The organism is Ruegeria sp. CDSB114, assembly GCF_059611025.1.
Window position 1 is genome coordinate 51,010 of the sequence record NZ_JBXWOT010000004.1, and the last position, 17,140, is coordinate 68,149.

Here is a 17,140-nt window from a genome sequence, read left to right on the forward strand (position 1 = left end):
AACTAGTGCATGGCATATCGAAACGGAACCTACATAGCTTTTGATGGTCTAGGCGAAGCTAATCCAGCCAAATCTGATTTTAAGTACTATTCTGTGCTTCAGAAATGGAGCGCTGGTAGAAATTATGAGTTCAAGTACGTTGACAGTCACGACAAGGTTTACAGTGTAAGAGACACAAGTAAGCTGCCTACGTTGCAAGCAAGTATTCGTAAAAGGCTAGCAAACTCGAAGCAAACGGTTGTCATCCTGAGCGACGACACGCGAAAGAGTGGCAGCCTGCTTTCATACGAAATCGAACAGGCTGTGGATAGATTTCAGCTACCGTTGATAATCGCGCACACAGGCTATGATGGAATATTTGGAGGGAGCGAGCTATCTCACAGATGGCCGAATTCACTAAGAATCAGAATTCAGAACAGAACCGCACGTGCAATTCATATCCCTTTCAAACGAGCCGCCATACTAGATGCTATTGGCCAGTTCTCGATACATGATGATCCGCTGTCTGGTCCCAACCACTACTACACACGCAAAGCTCACATAGAAATGGGGTGCATCGAAGGTTGACCCTACCGTTCACTTTAAGATCGAGCCTTTTGGGCCGGATAATCTAAAAACTGGGAACGCGAGAATTTTGGGAACTAACAGATCACACCTACAGACGATAGAGATGCTCTTGGCATCAATAACACTTACCATGGGGAAAAACGGTCTACGGTCCTCTTTTTTCTATGGAAATCCCGGTGAGCCGCATCGCAACCGTAGGATTGGAGCTAATATTTATTATCATTCAGTCGAACTCAACTTAGCGGCGTTGCATTTACGCGGCATAGGCCCAGCCTATTTGAAAGCGCTTCCATTGAGCGAGATATGTTCGAAGCTCCAACACTTTTTGACCGAGAACTTTGGTATTATTGGGAACTCAACTTTTTCTGCAAACGACGAGAGACCGCTAAACGAGTGGATCCCCGAGGGTGAAAAATTGGGGCTTGCAACGGCATTAGCATCCAGCAGCCTTTTTTCACCCACTATGGAAGTTACGGTTTTCCCGCTATCAACAATTGCAGTTGATCAGAAGCTCAGTTTCCCCGAGTTTTTCTTTTCCAGCCCAAACGACGATGACGCATTTGGGTAAAGCGATCCAAACTTGCAGGCCCGCTTTGATACAACAAAGTTTCCGCCTCAAATTGACCAATCGGGCCGGGAAGAAAGGCCAACGACTTGGCTTGGTGTAATGTCGCCAGATGTTCGTGCCGCTAAGAAAGCGCGATCCGCTATTCTTGGAGCAGTTGCTTTAACCTGTCCTTCGCGCCATCGACATACCTTTTCGGGCAGGCGTGTTTTTGGTGGGGAATGTACCATTTCCCGTTCGGAGCAAACCATATCATGGGCCTTCGGTCCTACCCACACGCCACCTTGTATGTATGACATCGAATTAACTGAAGTAGACGTCAATTGGATGCAGATACTGTCATGCAAGTTAGCTGGGCAAGATCCAAATGCGGGTCGGAATTTGAAGGCTCTTGAATACTATTATCGCGCATGGTCACTCAATCCCGCAGAACGGTTTCCTGTGTTGTATATGGCACTGGACGCTGTTTTCGGTGACGCAAACAATGCCTCTCAAGCGGTCGTTGACGGCGTCAATCAAACGTTGGGTGGTAACATTTCAATGGAACAATTGAGGGCGCTTGTTAGTCTCCGCGCTTCGGTCATACATGGGGGGCACCCGATGTTTATGATTCCAGTAAATACCCGAAGTATTTTCGAAAATATGGATGCGACCCGATTCATGATTTGGAACTGATCGTAAGCGCCTGTATGCGGCGGAAGATATTTGACGACCGGTTGAAAGAACACGCGGATCCAAATGCCCAATTCATTGAGAAAGCCAAGTCAGACGGTATTTTGCCGCAAAACTCCGATACGGTTTCTATTTTGAACCCACGGACTTCATCCGAACCGTGACGAATATTTTCGAAGCCAACTAGGTTTTCTGCTGGCAATAGGTAAGAGTTAGCTAAGAGTACTTTTTTGTGGGACATATCTTGCATTTTCGTAAAAACCACAGGCTTTCAGAAATCGGTGTTTGTCTGCCTCCGCTGCTAGAGCAGTATCCATTGCCTCTAGGCGGACTGAAGCGTCGGCGCAGGTTGCAGCAATCTCCATACAATCGGTTCTAATGGCGTGATAAAAGGCGAGTGTCTCACTGACCAATACCACGATGTCGGCATGTTTCGCCTCCGCCAAGAGGCGATCTGTCAGCTTATCAAAGAGACGCTGGGCGTGTTTGGAGGATGTATCCAGTAACGCCCCAATCTGCCCAAGGGGTGCGCCCCTCAGTGATAATCGGTGGACAACAACCAATCTAAACTCATTGATGTAATCAACGTCGTCACATTCGGCGTTCGCAGCTTCACCTTCGGCTGCGGGTTCAATACAGTTTGCACCCGGGTTCAAAACGGAGCGCGAATGACATGTGGCAATCCGTCTTGGGTGAATAGCAACGTGGGAAAATGCGTGGTCCAGGCGAATTTGGCGATCTTCCCGGATGGCGGCTTCGATTTCTCTGTCGATGCCGTCCAACGCTTCCGGTGGCCGTTCGGGATACTGTCTGACGGACCGTTGTATTTGTTTGCGTACATGCTGCATACGGCGACCTTCTGTGAAACCGCCCTTCGGTGTTTTCCTGTGAGGGATTTGACCTGAGGTTGGGTCTCGTTCTTGGCTTGTGTTGCCCATGTCGTTTTCCTCTGTAGCCTGTGCGCGTCAGATAGGGTTTCGCTTTTGAGCCGCGTTCAGAATTGCGCCCGGGTTCAAATGTCTAAGTCCAAACGGGCGATTATCCAGCCAAAGGCGAGGAACGCCGGATAGAACAACAACCAACCCCCATATGTCAGGTAATGGACCAACGATTTTTCATTCCGATGGATAAGCGACAACATCGCGTCTTCATCGCCGCCAAGAGCTTCGCGATATGTGCTTGGAATGATGATCTTGCTGTATGCGGTATGGCCGACCAGCAAATACAATACTGTGGCAAATGCTATCATGACATTCATGGTTTTCTCCAAATTTCTTGGTCGCTTTGATGGGACTTTGAACCCGGGTGCAAATCGGGCGCTTTCTCTGACAGGTTTTCCCGTTTGGATGTTAATTCTATGACGGTGCTGCAGGGCGTGAACGGTGTGTAAGAGATGGTGATTAGATGTGCGGCAAACTCAGCAGCAGGGAGTGGGTGAAATTGGGCGGTTCTTGGTGCAGACATTGCAGCAGGTTGGCTCGAACCTTGGAATTTCTGCTGCAAACTTTGCAGCAAGGGAGCAGCAGACTTAGCGGCAGGTTTCTGAATTACTCGCCTCGAAACCTAAGCATATTGGACGCTTCAGTATTCGCGCTCTGGAACCGAGTAGCGTCCCCCCGAGCGTGACCGGGCCGTTTACTGCTTTTGTATTCAATAACCTCGTAGTCTTTGCCCTTCTCCCAAAATCTCGGGTCGCATGTTGGTGCTTTGGGTTTGCCAAGATGTTCGGTCGGCAGCATCGTCAATCGCCATTCCGGCGACAGCGCATTGCCTTCGACGCCCTTTCTGTGTCGTTGGGTGCATACGATCCACCCCTTGGCCTGCAAGTCTGCCAATGCTGTGGCTGCTGTCTTCGGGGCAACACCCATTTCTGCTGCGAGTGTCCGGGTGGACAGCGCGACAACGCCGTTGTTATTGAATTTCAGCCTCTTGCCTTCATAGCGACATCGGACTTTGAGATGCATGTATGCTGCTTGTGCCGTGGAGCTTAAGGCCTTCCACGCGGGTAGTCGGGTGTCTTCCTTTATCCATTTGGCGAATTGGTCGATTCGGTTCTCATTAAGTCTGTCACGCCCCATGGTGATGATCCTGACCGAGGTATGTTGAAGGCGCGATCGACCGAAGCGTAGAATTTCCAGATCGCAGGTTTGCGTTCATGGAACATGAAATGGAGCGGTCAAATGCGACCAATGCAGCGCCTGTTTTAGCGTGCCACAGGCGTGCAAGCGCGTCGCGGGTCATGAAGTACCCTATTGCCTTCCATCGTGTTGCAGCACGCTCGTTTTGGGGCTTTATGCGTCTTTGAATGATCCACTGAACTCTGTCGGAGCATTCAATGATCCGAAACTTACCTAGGCGCTCTATCTCGTAGGCATAGTGTTCACTGCTTTCGGCAAAATCATAACGTGAGGGCGCAAAAATTCTTCCGATGAACCCGGGTGCAATCTCTGTTTTCATTTGTGGGGCCTTTGGGCTTTACCCATTTTCCGGGAAGATGGTGAATTCAGTCAGCTACAACAGAACGGCCTCTTCCTGGACAACTGGGGGAGGTAGTGTATTTCTGATCGTCGAGTTGCTCACTCGTCGGATTGAATTCAAACGAACAAACCTTGGTCCTTTCAATCCGACCGTCAGAGTATCGCGCTTCCTGATCGAAGGTCGTGTGTTGTTCCAAATGCTTACGTATTTCTTGCGTCACGGGAACTGGTTCGCCGTTCTTGAACAGAATGGGGTTTGCCCTTTCAGGGCCAATTGGCATTAGGGTGTAGGTTTTGCCGTAGCGGAGGGTTCATTCTCGTTCATGGTCTTACTCATCATTGAAGGAAGTGATGCGCCCGCCAAGTGCGGATGCTAGTTGAGTGCAGCGCTGGGCGCGGGATACGTTTCATGCCGCTGCGCCTTGCTGTTTAGCATCTTCCCACGCTTCGATTTCTGATAACCGCCAACGCGTGCAGCGCTCCGAAAGTTTAAAGGGTTTGGGGAATGTCGGGTCGTGTTTGAGCCAATGCCAAATCGTGCCGCGATGAACATCTAGTCTGTTGGCGAAACTCTTATCGCTCAGTAATACTTCAGTTTTTTGTATCATTGTCGCCTCGCTGAGTAATACGTCTTGTATGGTCGTATTAATCAGTAGGGCGGGTGTGTCAGCAATTTGTGGAATTGGGGAAAGTAACAGATTAGGGCCAAGAGCTTAAAAATGCCCAACCTAAATGGCCGCTCCAATACTAAAGTCGGAGGGTCGAAAAAAATTGGCGTTCGACCGAGTTGCGCAACATTGTTGCCTTGGTTTCAAGCACCTCATAGATTGCTGTCGCCAACTGTCAAAACTGATTGGTATTGCCGCCGCCTAAATGCACAACAAAACTGACAACTCGAAAGAAGAAGGGTAATCCCTCGTTTCTGGAGGGCCGCCGAAGCGGCCTTGATCACAATGTACGCATCCTACAAGGCAGGGACAACAAAGGCCTACCTCAGTATCGCGCTCTGCCCATACACTTCTCACCTTTCAGGCCGGATGAGTCACACTCAGTATTTCAGGGTCTCCGAAAGTGTGGATTATTTGGCAATTCTTCGGCTCCAAGTTCAAAGGTGCACCTCCCAACTGAAACACCGCGATATTCTGCGATATGCTGCTATTGCAGATAGCATCAAACTCAAATCTTGTTGCTTTAGTTGATCGATAGTCCGATGAATTCAATATAACTATCCTATCAGTTCGGCTATAAACAAACTCCATGATATTATAAATGTTCAACCCAAATTGATCTGCTGAATACTCGTGATAATTGTAGCATTTTAGTCCGCGAAATTTTGCCATATTAGATAGCAGATAAGCCTGTTCATTGCAGTCAGAGGAAAAACTCAACGCAATATCAAAAAGTCCAATACAATCTTCAATTTCTTTAAATAAAGTCTGCCGCAATTCTTTTCAAAACTCCTGATAGAACACCTTGAGTTATTAAGCGTTCAATTGATGGCTTTGCATCATCGGACATCGCAAACCAGTTGACTTTACTTCGGTTCTTCTTGTCAGTTGATACCAGAACGCCATGTTTCTTGAAGGCTTGGATCATATTTTTGGCCTTAATAGTAGGATTGGACCCGTTGTAATGGCGCTCAATAAAGTTCTCTGAAAAAACTTCGTATCTGCCACTGGAGTAGAAATCAGAAACAAATGCTGTAATATCTGATTTAATCTTTTCTTGCACATCGATGATTTTTGTTTCGCCAATCGAGAATGCTTTTTCAAATGCCTCATCAAACGTGCATGTTGTGTCAAAAGTATCAACAGTAATGCCACTGTCCTTGGACCGGACGCCTTCGCACGCGATAAACCTGCAACGAACAAACTTTGAATAATGATCAAACTGGCATGACCATATATCGATCGAATGAAACAAGCATTCTACAAATGTTAGCCCTCTAAAATCCAGACGAAACTTCGTATCACCACTGTGAACACCGTCCATTATAGCCATTCGCGATATGGTATTTCCGTCAGATGAAAAAATGTCGGTCAATGCTTTGGTCAATGAGGATGTATTTAGGTTGTTCTTTAACGACATTTGGGCAACGATTAAAGAAATGAGCGAATATGAGAACTGTGAAGCCGCGCTTCCGGGGGTCAATATGTTGCTCTCTCTATCATCAAGGTGTTGTGCGATCAGGCGCTCCCCCGTGACTTGTAAGCCAATGATGCTAAGCCCAAACTCGTCATCATCACCGCCAAGACGTAGAGCCAAACCTCGACACATAGTTGAGTCTGCTGTACAGTATTTTTTGAAAACTTGGATGTCCAAGATATCATAGAACAGATCGGTTTCTTGGTTGGTTGTTAGTTTCTTTGCTAAGTCTAACATCAAAAAGTGTTCCGTCATGAAATCAAAACGTAGGTCTACTACCGACTCTGATCCCACGTTGGAAACAACAAGAAACGGATGTGAGAGGAAAGTGTCCGACAGGTCTCCAACCGACTGAAGACCAGTTGCTTGACGTATCAGTTTTCTTACAAAACGAGTGTCAGCTCTGCCATTATCGCCTTCATTTATGTAGGCTATTCCGCAAAAGACTTCAACTTGTTGATCAACGGTTAAGCTTCTGAATTTTTCACCAACCTTCTTAATTTCGCGCTCGCAGAACTGGCCAATTACCCTATCGCTATATTCTGACTGCATGAGTCGTTCAGAAAAGAAGTTTTGAAACTGATCCTTGTCATTGGAAGCTGGGTCATCGGCCTCTTCGATCATTATATCAACGATTAAGCTAAGTACGAAGGGGACATAGCGCCGTGTTTCAGGCAATATAGCTAGATTCTCACTGAGCTGTTTTGCCCTGTTCATTTTATTGTTTAACGTGCCCAAACCGTCGTTGAAGTATGTGTCCCTCAAATCTTCATTAAAGGCTAATATTTCGTAGGTTTGGACGCTTGGAAACTTTAAAGCGTATTCATATTGATCAAAAAATAATTTGCGACACGACAGAATTACCTTTGCATTTGATCCGCCTTGCATGCGAGCCTGTAAGTTTCCAAAAAAGGCATCTGGGTCAAAGCTACCTCTGTGTCGCGCAATAATTTCATCCAAGCCATCAACAAATACTACGATACTTCCCATTTTAAGGGCATTATAGAAAATTTCTTCTTCTATGGGTGAGATTGATTTGCCTTGAATTTGGCTTCCTGCAACCGCAGCGACATATAGATCGTACAAAGTGAAGGAGCCCGCAACGTCATTGAGAGTAGAGCCGGGCCGGGTAACGTCAGTGGACGCAATGAAGATTGTAGAACGCTCTAGATCGTTGGATAAACGTATGTTGCCAGACCTAATGCGTCCTAGAAGCTCCTTCATAGTCCATGTTTTGCCGATTCCGCCTTGGCCTTCAATCACCGTAACGCCTGCTGAATCACTCTCAAGCCATCCAACTAACCGCCGAAAATCTGAACCCTTTTCAAACTTATCGAAAGATAAATTACGGCGAAGTTGAGGCTCAAGGAAATAGCTGCTGTGGTTAGCGTAGCTGTCCCAAATCGCCTCATCGTTCGCTGTTCGAATTTGCTGTGCCACTATATCTTCTAAGTACATCACATTCTTAGTCTTGAACGCTTTTTTGATGTTCTCGATCCGATCATTAAAGTTTTTTTGGCCTGCCTCTCGGCTCAGCAGGAAGACGGCGTCGTGCGCGTCAGGAATCGGATTATCTTTTAGATGGGCTGCAGTGTGGGTCAGGGTAACACCTCGGTAGAGGTGGATGTAAACTGTGGAGGTTTCACGTATCTTGTGCCGACATGTATATACGTCATATGCTACGTTCTTTTCTGATACACGTTCTTTCGCGGTCAGCTCGACATCGCTAGCTGCCTCTATTGCTTCGATAACTGAAAAAACACCGTCGAACGCTGATAGATGGTTTTCAAAAAAACCGATTGCTTCTAGCTTTTCAGTCTTCTGAAGTAGAATGTTCCGCGTTTTGGTGCTGTCCACGTACCATTGTATATTTTTCAACCAAGTGTTGGTGATGGTATCTTTGAAATTTTCGTCTATCAAAAGAGGAAAAATTCTCGCGTTCTGTGCTCCAGTCGAGAGTGAAAAGAGACGCTGCATCGCTTCAGGGTCGACCGTGCCTTCCGTCGACCCACGTGCGACACCAAACCATCCCTCGGAGATAACGAGGACCACCAAAGCTGTTTGTTCGTTGACAAGCGTTCTTGGGTCATGTGACTCTAAGCTGCCGGAAGCACTGGGGAAATTGCCGACGACAGGGAGGTCTTGATCTGTGAGTAGTTTTGCCAGTTGTGTCGCGACTTGTATGCCATCAGATTGACACACGATTGAAATGCTTGGTTTCAAAAGAGTTCCTCGGTTAGTTGCTTTGACAAGGAGACCTGCGATGGACGCAGAATTCAATACCTTTGACGGTAAGCCCGCAAAAATTGCTGCATATTTCGAGTTTTGCAGGTCAATCGAGACAAACATTGACAGACGATATCAAGCCAACCGATTCAACTTGTCTGTCCTTACAGCTCTTTGGGTGTCGCTCGGTTATCTGCTAACTGCTCAGGCACAAGTTCCTCCGGATATCAGCGCCAAAGTGGCTACGGCAATCAACGTTGTTTGGTTTGCGATTTCAACTATTTGGTTCTTTCAAATACTAAGGTTTCGAGAAGTTTCCAGAGTAAAGTATGCTGTTGCTACTGAACTTGAGCAAGAGCTCGGCATCAGCGTTTATACAAAAGAAGAGGAAGCTTTCGCGCGCTCAAGTTCAGTTATTGAGTATACTCAGATCGAGATGATGTTACCTGCGCTGTCAGGGGTCATGGCCGTGATATACTTCCTATGGTTCAGATAAATACTTGTAGGACTTTGGCTCACCACTGATCATAGACAGCTTTCTACTGTTACAAACCCAGTGTTATTGGCGCTTACCAACCAGTATATTGAAAATCCCTGTAGCGCGTATTTCTAACGAAGCCCATATTGGTTCGTCACAACTGTGCTCGCATCTCGAACTGAGGACTTTCATGCAGAGCGCAGCATCGGTTTTTTTGGCGGGGTTTCGCGAGGGTCATTCTTTACGCGCCGCATGATTAACTGCTCTGTGGGACTTTTCTGTCATTTGCTTCGTTGATCTGAAATCATGCTATTCCGGGCGCGGCCACAGAATTAGCACACCGCAACTCGCGATGACCCTCGTGCTGACCTATTCCTGCAGGTAGTTTGCGTCGCCGCGACTGTCATCTTTTGGTTATGATTCCTGAGCCTATGCTGGCTTTCTACCCGCAACCTTCAATCGCTCTCTATCCTCAACTGGAAGGCTTTGAAGCACAGCATTCATAATTGTACGAAGGCCACTGTTTTCCGCTGACATCCCGGGGTATCCAAGTATTTCAGCGTGCATTGACTTGCTAAACTTTAGTTTCTCCGTTTCTCCCAAGCTGAGATAATGCACTGTGGCTTGCTCCACCAACTGATTGAAATTCTTTCTATCTCGTTTAGGCGTCAGGAGGGGATTTAGCGGTATTGCCAAGTTGTTCAGGCTGAGTGATCCAGCTATGTCGCGCGAATGAACATCCCAACGATCATGCCACGCCTGAAGGGTTTTCGCTTTCCTCGTGAGATCATTGCTTACGCGGTATGGACTTACCATCGATTTGCCTTGAGCACAGCTGACGTAGAGGATCTGTTGGCTGCGCGTGGCGTGATCGTCAGCCGGGAAGCAGTTCGGCTATGGGTCAATCGCTTTGGTCGACACTTTGCAGATTGCATCAGGCGGGATCGTCCACGGCCAAACGACAAGTGGCACATGGACGAAGTCGTGATCATGATCCGAGGCAAGAAGCACTGGTTGTGGCGCGCGATTGCCGCGAACGGCGACGCGCTCGACATTCTCCTGCAAACTCGCCGAAACGCCAAAGCTGCGAAGCGCTTTTTCAAAGGATTGGTTGCCAAATTCGGCGAACCCAGGGTCGTCATCACAGACAAACTGCGTAGCTATATCAAACCAATCAAAATACTGGCACCGGACGCTGACCATCGTGCCCACAAAGGTCTCAATAACGCGATCGAAGTCTCGCACCGACCGACTGGCAAAAGAGAGAAGCTATTTGGCAAGTTTAAGTCTCATCTACAGGCTCAGAGATTTCTGTTTGCCCATGACCAAATCAACCTGATCTTCCGTCCCCGCCGATATCAACTCACCGCAAACTCATACCGCCACGCTCGTAGCGACGCATTCAACCTCTGGGGCGATTATACTGCGGAAATGACCGCTTGATCCTGCCTTTGCCAATACCTCACATGCTTTGGTTAACAACTTGGCAATACCGTTGGATCAGCTTGCTCGAGGACGTGGACGTAGTCGTGCATCTTGCCGGTGACAAAGAGCCGGCCGCCACCTGGCCCTCAGCGATCAAGCACAATATGGATGCAACCCTTACGCTCTATCACCATGCGGTCGCTATGGGTGTCAGTCGCGTGGTTCTTGCCAGTTCCAATTGGATCCATGGCGACAAAAGATTCACGCATGACGCGCTCAACAGCAAGACGCCTCCTGGCCCAGTGAATGCCTACGGAATGTCAAAACTGTTCTGTGAACGAACAGGGGCTTACTTCGCCGAGCATCACGGACTGTCCGTCATTTGCCTGCGCATTGGATGGACGCAATGGACTCATGACAACCAACCCGGCACGCATATGGCGATGGGCCGATGGGGCCAAGAAATGTGGCTGAGCGATCGAGACTTTCTAAACGGCATGCGCGCCGCAATTGATGCAAAAGACGTTTCCTTTGCAGCACTGAACCTAGTGTCGGATAACCCGGGCATGCGTTGGGATATCACCGAAACGCAGCAAGTGATCGGCTATTCTCCGCAAGATGGGAGCCGGGCAAAAATTACCGCAAGCACTGCCTTTAAGTCTGCGCTGAAGCGCTTGTTTACAGACCGGCTCCCCAGTTATTTCACCACACGTTTTCCGGATTGGTAGAGTGCAGGGCCCAGACATTGTTGTTGCGTTCGGTATTCAGTTGCCGAAATCTAGCCTTGAGTTAAGCGCCGAAAAGGTCAGCGTTGTCCGCGTTGTGTGAATTTGCGGATCATCAATTTTCGCAGATGCAGCGAATGTCTCCTTCGACGGGCCGCGCCGCGGCATGCTGGCTATCGGTCGAAAGGGCACTGTCAGACAAAACCGGCTTGAGGCGGGCAGGGTGGTCACCTAGCCTTTTCGGATGACAAAACCCATTCTATTTCGCTACTTCAAGACAAGCCCTGAGATCATCCGCCTGGCGGTAATGATGTACGTTCGATTTCCTCTGTCTCTTCGCAATGTCGAAGACCTGTTACATGAGCTCGGCATTGAAATTAGTCATAAAACGGTTCGGTTCTGGTGGAACAGATTTGGCCCGTTGTTCGCGGCTGAGATCTGCAGAAACAGGGTCAGCCGTATGCGATCTTATTCGAACCGGCAGTAGCATCTGGACGAGGTATTCGTGAAGATCAATGGCGAGACGCATTACTTGTGGCGTGCTGTGGACCATGAAGGCGAAGTGCTGGAAAGCTACGTCACCAAGCGTCGAGACCGCAAAGCGGCGTTGAAATTCCTCAGGAAATCAATGAAGCGATACGGCACTCCAGAAGTGATCGTTACGGACAAACTCCGATCCTACGGCGCTGCGATGAAGGACATTGGAAACGTAACGAAACAGGAAACAGGCCGCTGGCTGAACAATAGGGCGGAGAATTCTCACCTGCCGTTTCGACGACGAGAACGGGCGATGCTCCGCTTTAGACAAATGCGATGTTTGCAGAAATTCGCCGCCGTCCATTCTTCGGTCCATAACCACTTCAATCAGGAACGCCACCTTTACTCACGAGACAATTTCAAACTTAACCGAAGCGCCGCTCTCTCCGAGTGGCGCTAGCTTTGTTCCGCCTAGGTTCACACATTCCTCGGCAAACTGAGACTGGTTCGAATTCGTCTGACAGCACCCGCAGTATTCTTTAAGGTGGGAATTTACAGGTCGCGGACTTTGCAGCCATTCGGTTGCCCCTGCTGAATGTCCGCTACTCAAAAATAGACCCGACGCTTGGCCGGGTCAGTTGGTGACGACGGGGATCGTCACTCCTTAATGTGGTGGTCAATAGTATTCCAGAAAGCGCCTCATTCTGCTTGTTGGGACTTGCGCCTGACAAAGCGGGAAAAAAGCCGGCCGTCGGTTACAGCAAAGCCAAGGGCAATGATGGCGAACCCGACCCAAGCCTCTGGCTCCATCTTTTCACCCAGGAATGAAACGCCAAGGCCGATAGCGAACGGTGGAATCAGTAAGGTTACCAAAAGAAGGTTGGCAGCACCTGCGCGCGCAAGGATTGCGAAATAGAGAACATAGGCCAGTGCTGTTGATAGTGCGGCCATCCCAAGAAGCGCAGCCCATGCGCCAGAAGACAAAGCCAAGTTTGGGGGGCCATCCATCACGAGAACAATCGGGATCATAAGCACTGTGCTGCCGATCAGCATACCAAGCGCATTCACCAGCGGTGGTTGGCCGGAAAGAGCAGTCCTGCCCCATACACCGGCAAATGCATAAGAGAGCGTCGCCCCAAGAATAGCCAGCTGTGCCAGATTGCTTGGATTGAACTCGGTCAATGCGCTTGGCCCCATAATGAAGGCCACCCCCAAAATACCCAGTGCAGCACCTGCTATCTTCTTCGGAGTCAAGGGCTCGTCCTTAAGAAGCAAACCCGCCACGACCGCTGCAAACATTGCTGTCGTTGCATTTAGGATTGAAGCCAGCCCGCTGTCGATTTGCGTTTGCCCCCAGAAGATCAGCGAGAACGGAATGGCATTATTGAGCGCCCCCATTACGAGATAAGCGCCCCATGCCCGAGGGGTGCGTGGAACACTCAGTCCTTTGAATATGACGATTAGCGCAAGAATAGGAACCGCCCAAAAAACCCTGTGCAATGTAATTGTAAGTGGTGGCACCTCTGACAGGGCTACCTCACCAAAAAAGAACGACCCGCCCCAAACCGCGGCGAGCAAAAGCAGCATGACGCCGGCTGTTAAATCCATTGCTGGCATGGGTTGGTTTGTCATGTCTTCTGAATCCGTCACTAACTATTACCTAACGGATTAGCTTACGTGACCGCGACACCGCGACCCGTTTCTTGCGGAAATCCAATACAAAGCCAACTTTCATCTATCCAATTGTGAACGGCTGCGTTCGCCTATCGGTGGAGTGCCTCAGCAATCATTTCTGCAAGCCTTTCGGGCTGATCAACGCTCGCCCAGTGAGTGGCGTTTTCGAGAATAATCCGATCCATCTTGTTTTCTTCCAGCCACCGGACGGTGCTGTCCGGACAGTTGTCAGGATTGTAGAGATAAATCACATTTGCCGCGCTTTGCAAAAGCTCGCCGGGCACGCAGCCTGCTGAAAAATACCGTGCGTCGGTGCCGAGTTGCCACAGCGCCAGAGTATCGGCCTTCGATACTTCATTACGATACCGTCGGATGATTGGTGCCGTTTTCGCCATTTCATCAAGCCGCTCAAGAAAAGCTGCACGAAACGCAACCGGATCACTGTAGTCCGCGGCAGTTCCAGAAAAATAGGCATCCTCGGCGGTGATATTACCCTCTAGAGAAATAATGGTTGTCAAAGGACAGTCGGCCCTTTTGGCGGCCAGGGAGGCTATGATTGAAGCAACCGAATGAGCGACAATGATCTCAGCTCCGTGCTTGATCGCTTTGTCGGCGACGGTTTGTGCAAGTGCTTCAAGAGTTGTTGCCTTTGCCAGAGGCTGAGCGCCAAACCCCGGAAGATTGATGGGTAGCACACGATAACTGTTGGCGAGATGGGTGTCAGCCAAACTTTCAAACATGCTCGCATTGTCACCAAAGCCTGCAACACAGAGAATGGCGAGTCTTTCATCGTTCACTTGACTCGGGTGTTTGGTCATTTCGGTTTCCAGAGCATCGTATGCGGACATTAACACGGCTCCACAGCATTCGACAATTTGAGCTCGTAGCTGCCGAATGCGTCTGCGGCGTGTCCCAAAGAACAGGCAACCTGACAACGGCCATTCAAACTGCCTGTAAAATTCAGGTGTCAGCACGGTGCTGATGTCTGCGTTTGGCGGGAGGATTGGAGGGCGCACTATGCCAAGAGTCCAACTTCCCGCTGTCCCGAACAATCCACGCATATTGACGTGGCGATATGTGAAGGCGCTCATGAGAACAGCCTAGCCAAAGATATTCTGATCCGACCATCAATTCGTATTCCATCCATTTCTCGACGGATGTGCGGGTGCCTTCAGATATCTCAAACCGAACTGACTTCTGCGTCTTGTTCTGTAGCACTGAGGCGCGTTCCTTGATCTGGCCTGACGCCATCACATCCACAACTTTCATCTTCACAAGGTCGCAGCCGCAAAGCTTGCTGTCGATTGCCATATTGAACAGAGCAAGATCACGATGGTTCTCTGCCAATTCAAGCCGCACCTAGATTGCTCAGACATGCTTAGGTTTCAGTGGCCGCTTCTGACCGACAATGCGGCCCTTATTCCAGGCTAGCCGAAGTGCGCGAATGGCAGGTAAGTTTGGTATTTCCATGACTAATCCTCCGATCCGCCATGCCCTCCCAAAACGACGACCCGACGTTGGCACAGGCGTCATACCACAGGATGCCGCGCCGCCTCCGATGTCAGGAACCGAGTCCGACCTGCCCATTCGACAGAGCGCAGCGAAAGTCAGCTTTTTATGGCTTGGCCATAAATGCGGCTCGGATCGCCTCCTTCATAGCGTCCTGAGGCCCTCGTTCTTTCGGCTTGCTGGATGCCATCACCAGCTTGGAGGCAGGTGTGTTCCCGAAGCCCAATGCGTCGTTCACCAGAGATAGACCTGCGTGAAACGACGAGCGACCAAGTAGACCTACTGCAATCCCAGCTTCAACCGCTGCAATCACGCCAGAGACGCTCTGGCTGGAATATACAACGCGATATGGCTCTCCGCGGGCCTGCAATGAATTGACTGCCGCGTCGCGCCACCAGCATGCATGATCGAACAAGGCAACCGGAAGGCTTTCATCGATCTGAAAATTGCGGCGCGCCGACGACACCCAACAAGTTGGGTCTTCATAAAGAACTTCCTCATGGCTGGACGGGTTTTCGACCTCATAGACCGCAAGGTCCAGCGAACCTTTGTCGAGGGCCTCGGGAAAACTGGTGCTCAGAGCGCATGTGATATCCAGTTCGACTTTCGGATGATGGCGGGTGAAGGTCGCAATGATCGCCGCGAGTTTCGTTCGTCCGTGATCGTCGGGTATGCCCAAACGTAGTTTCCCGCTTACAGTGTTCTGGGAAATCTCCCGTAGTGCCGCGTCGAGACGTGCCGTCACCTCCTGCGCGACTGGAAAGAGCTTTCGTCCCGTGTCGCTCAGGACCACCCCGCGACCATGCCTGTCAAAGACCGGCTGACCCAGGATCGCTTCGAGGCGCTTGATTTGAAGACTTGTTGCAGATTGCGACCGGTGGATGCGGGCAGCACCGTCTGTGACGCTTCCGGCATCAGCCACGGCGACGAAGGTTCGCAGAAGATCGCTATCCAGGTTTTCCATTTGATTTTCCAATATCGGAAATTGAAACTATGCGTTTCACAGATGCCTCGCGCCGCACTATTTTTCAAGGTCAGAGGAGTATCCCATGTCCGATCAGACAGCTGCCAACCGACCATCCAACCGGAAACCCTTAGTGTGGGGCCTGTTTCTGCTTCTGTTGGCAGGTGTAGGTTTTGCTTGGCCGGAACACGCCGCAAACGCAGCAAGGTTCGTCCTATGGGGTCTAATTGTCGTTGCCCCCATTGTCATTCCGGGCATCGTTCTAGCAGCTTGGATCATCGCCAGCGGCGCGGATACCCACATCGCTGGCGCGTTCGAAGGCAGGACGCTGAGAGCGGTTTTGGCTGCATCGCTCATCGGAGCCATCACGCCGGTCTGCGGTGTGACGGTGCTGCCCTTAATGGCCGGATTGCTGGCAGCGGGCGTGCCACTCGCTCCGATCATGGCATTCTGGCTGTCCTCCCCAATAACTGATCCGGCGATGCTCGCGACAACAGCCGCGACACTGGGTTTGAGCTTTGCGATCGGCAAAACACTCGCAGCTTTCGGATTAGGCGTATTCGGGGGCGTGATCACAGGGCTATTCGCCAAGACACCTTGGGCAATGAGCGCGCTTCGAGACAATGGTCTTGCGCGCCAACTGAGTGCCGCACGATGCGGCAGGGATCAACCCTTTGATCCATGGGTATGGCGGTCTGAGGCACGAAGGCATTCTTTCAGCAGACAGTTCTGGGCGACCACGCGGCTGATCCTGATCTGCCTGATCCCGGCATTTGCCGCCGAGTATGCCTTAAACGCCGCACTGACGCCGGGCGTACTGGCAGCATATGTTGGCGAAGACAAATGGTGGGCCATACCCGCCGCTGTCTTTGTCGGTGCCCCGGCCTATATCGACGGTTACGCTGCGCTCCCGCTGACACGCGGGTTGATCGACAACGGCATGTCCGAAGGCGCGGCGATGGCTTTCCTTGTCTCGGGCGGTGTTGTCAGCATCTGGGGTGCGATGGCCATTGCACCGGTGCTCAAAATGCAACCGTTCATGCTCTATCTGCTGCTTGCAGTTCTGGGGTCGCTTGGGGCGGGGTATGTCTTTGGGTGGATCGTCTGAGATTCAGCGTTTAACGGGAAGCAGACGTTCAGCAACCGGCAGTTTCGCCCGCAATGTGTGAGTTCGAGTAGCGCCAAAATTTGCACTTGCAGCGAATGACCGGAATGCGGGCTGCGACCGCAGAATCC

The 17,140-nt window shown here is 50.2% G+C and carries 15 protein-coding genes and 2 pseudogenes; 8 read left to right on the forward strand and 9 right to left on the reverse strand.

Annotated features, from left to right (window positions below; translation table 11 throughout):
* Positions 1–9: 9 nt before the first annotated feature.
* The 3 genes from AC2FIP_RS11675 to AC2FIP_RS11685 all read left to right on the forward strand — a co-directional run bounded on the left by AC2FIP_RS11675 (position 10) and on the right by AC2FIP_RS11685 (position 1,807).
* Positions 10–567: a TIR domain-containing protein gene (locus tag AC2FIP_RS11675; protein ID WP_496786488.1), complete on the forward strand. Its 558-nt coding sequence runs from the start codon at positions 10–12 to the stop codon at positions 565–567.
* 109 nt (positions 568–676) lie between these two features.
* Complete coding sequence (locus AC2FIP_RS11680) at positions 677–1,135, forward strand: hypothetical protein (RefSeq protein ID WP_496786489.1); 459 nt, start codon at positions 677–679, stop codon at positions 1,133–1,135.
* 285 nt (positions 1,136–1,420) lie between these two features.
* Positions 1,421–1,807, forward strand: coding sequence for a hypothetical protein (locus AC2FIP_RS11685; RefSeq protein ID WP_496786491.1), 387 nt, complete (start codon positions 1,421–1,423; stop codon positions 1,805–1,807).
* 209 nt (positions 1,808–2,016) lie between these two features.
* On the opposite strand, the gene AC2FIP_RS11690 is transcribed toward AC2FIP_RS11685, so the two are convergent.
* The 5 genes from AC2FIP_RS11690 to AC2FIP_RS11710 form a co-directional block, all read right to left on the reverse strand.
* Positions 2,017–2,742, reverse strand: coding sequence for a hypothetical protein (locus tag AC2FIP_RS11690; RefSeq protein WP_496786493.1), 726 nt, complete (start codon positions 2,740–2,742; stop codon positions 2,017–2,019).
* A 74-nt stretch (positions 2,743–2,816) separates the two neighbouring features.
* Positions 2,817–3,062, reverse strand: a complete 246-nt coding sequence (locus AC2FIP_RS11695) for a hypothetical protein (RefSeq protein WP_496786494.1) — start codon at positions 3,060–3,062, stop codon at positions 2,817–2,819.
* Between the two features lie 289 nt (positions 3,063–3,351).
* Entirely contained in the window at positions 3,352–3,882 is a 531-nt protein-coding gene (locus AC2FIP_RS11700) for a hypothetical protein (protein WP_496786496.1), read from the reverse strand.
* 806 nt (positions 3,883–4,688) lie between these two features.
* Positions 4,689–4,889 carry a helix-turn-helix transcriptional regulator gene (locus AC2FIP_RS11705; RefSeq protein ID WP_496786497.1) on the reverse strand — a complete coding sequence of 67 codons (201 nt, stop codon included), beginning with the start codon at positions 4,887–4,889 and terminating at the stop codon, positions 4,689–4,691.
* Positions 4,890–5,706: 817 nt separating this feature from the next.
* Positions 5,707–8,649, reverse strand: a complete 2,943-nt coding sequence (locus tag AC2FIP_RS11710; protein WP_496786498.1) for an NACHT domain-containing protein — start codon at positions 8,647–8,649, stop codon at positions 5,707–5,709.
* A 40-nt stretch (positions 8,650–8,689) separates the two neighbouring features.
* Between AC2FIP_RS11710 and AC2FIP_RS11715 the strand changes: the two genes are divergently transcribed.
* The 4 genes and pseudogenes from AC2FIP_RS11715 to AC2FIP_RS11730 all read left to right on the forward strand — a co-directional run bounded on the left by AC2FIP_RS11715 (position 8,690) and on the right by AC2FIP_RS11730 (position 12,217).
* Positions 8,690–9,148 carry a RipA family octameric membrane protein gene (locus tag AC2FIP_RS11715; protein WP_496786499.1) on the forward strand — a complete coding sequence of 153 codons (459 nt, stop codon included), beginning with the start codon at positions 8,690–8,692 and terminating at the stop codon, positions 9,146–9,148.
* Positions 9,149–9,862: 714 nt separating this feature from the next.
* Positions 9,863–10,573, forward strand: coding sequence for an IS6 family transposase (locus AC2FIP_RS11720; protein ID WP_496786501.1), 711 nt, complete (start codon positions 9,863–9,865; stop codon positions 10,571–10,573).
* On the forward strand, positions 10,570–11,283 hold the full coding sequence (locus tag AC2FIP_RS11725) for an NAD-dependent epimerase/dehydratase family protein (RefSeq protein WP_496786503.1): 714 nt from the start codon (positions 10,570–10,572) through the stop codon (positions 11,281–11,283). Before AC2FIP_RS11720 ends, AC2FIP_RS11725 begins: the two co-directional genes overlap by 4 nt.
* A gap of 241 nt (positions 11,284–11,524) precedes the next feature.
* Positions 11,525–12,217: pseudogene (locus AC2FIP_RS11730) on the forward strand (IS6 family transposase).
* A gap of 239 nt (positions 12,218–12,456) precedes the next feature.
* On the opposite strand, the gene AC2FIP_RS11735 reads toward AC2FIP_RS11730, so the two are convergent.
* From AC2FIP_RS11735 to AC2FIP_RS11750, 4 genes and pseudogenes are all read right to left on the reverse strand, one after another.
* On the reverse strand, positions 12,457–13,389 hold the full coding sequence (locus AC2FIP_RS11735) for a DMT family transporter (RefSeq protein WP_496786505.1): 933 nt from the start codon (positions 13,387–13,389) through the stop codon (positions 12,457–12,459).
* Positions 13,390–13,520: 131 nt separating this feature from the next.
* Complete coding sequence (locus AC2FIP_RS11740; protein WP_496786506.1) at positions 13,521–14,279, reverse strand: alpha/beta fold hydrolase; 759 nt, start codon at positions 14,277–14,279, stop codon at positions 13,521–13,523.
* Positions 14,280–14,472: 193 nt separating this feature from the next.
* Positions 14,473–14,796, reverse strand: a pseudogene (locus AC2FIP_RS11745) (site-specific integrase); the annotation flags it as partial.
* 250 nt (positions 14,797–15,046) lie between these two features.
* Positions 15,047–15,904, reverse strand: coding sequence for a LysR substrate-binding domain-containing protein (locus AC2FIP_RS11750; protein WP_496786508.1), 858 nt, complete (start codon positions 15,902–15,904; stop codon positions 15,047–15,049).
* An 85-nt stretch (positions 15,905–15,989) separates the two neighbouring features.
* Between AC2FIP_RS11750 and AC2FIP_RS11755 the strand changes: the two genes are divergently transcribed.
* Positions 15,990–17,012, forward strand: coding sequence for a permease (locus AC2FIP_RS11755; RefSeq protein WP_496786509.1), 1,023 nt, complete (start codon positions 15,990–15,992; stop codon positions 17,010–17,012).
* Positions 17,013–17,140 lie beyond the last annotated feature (128 nt).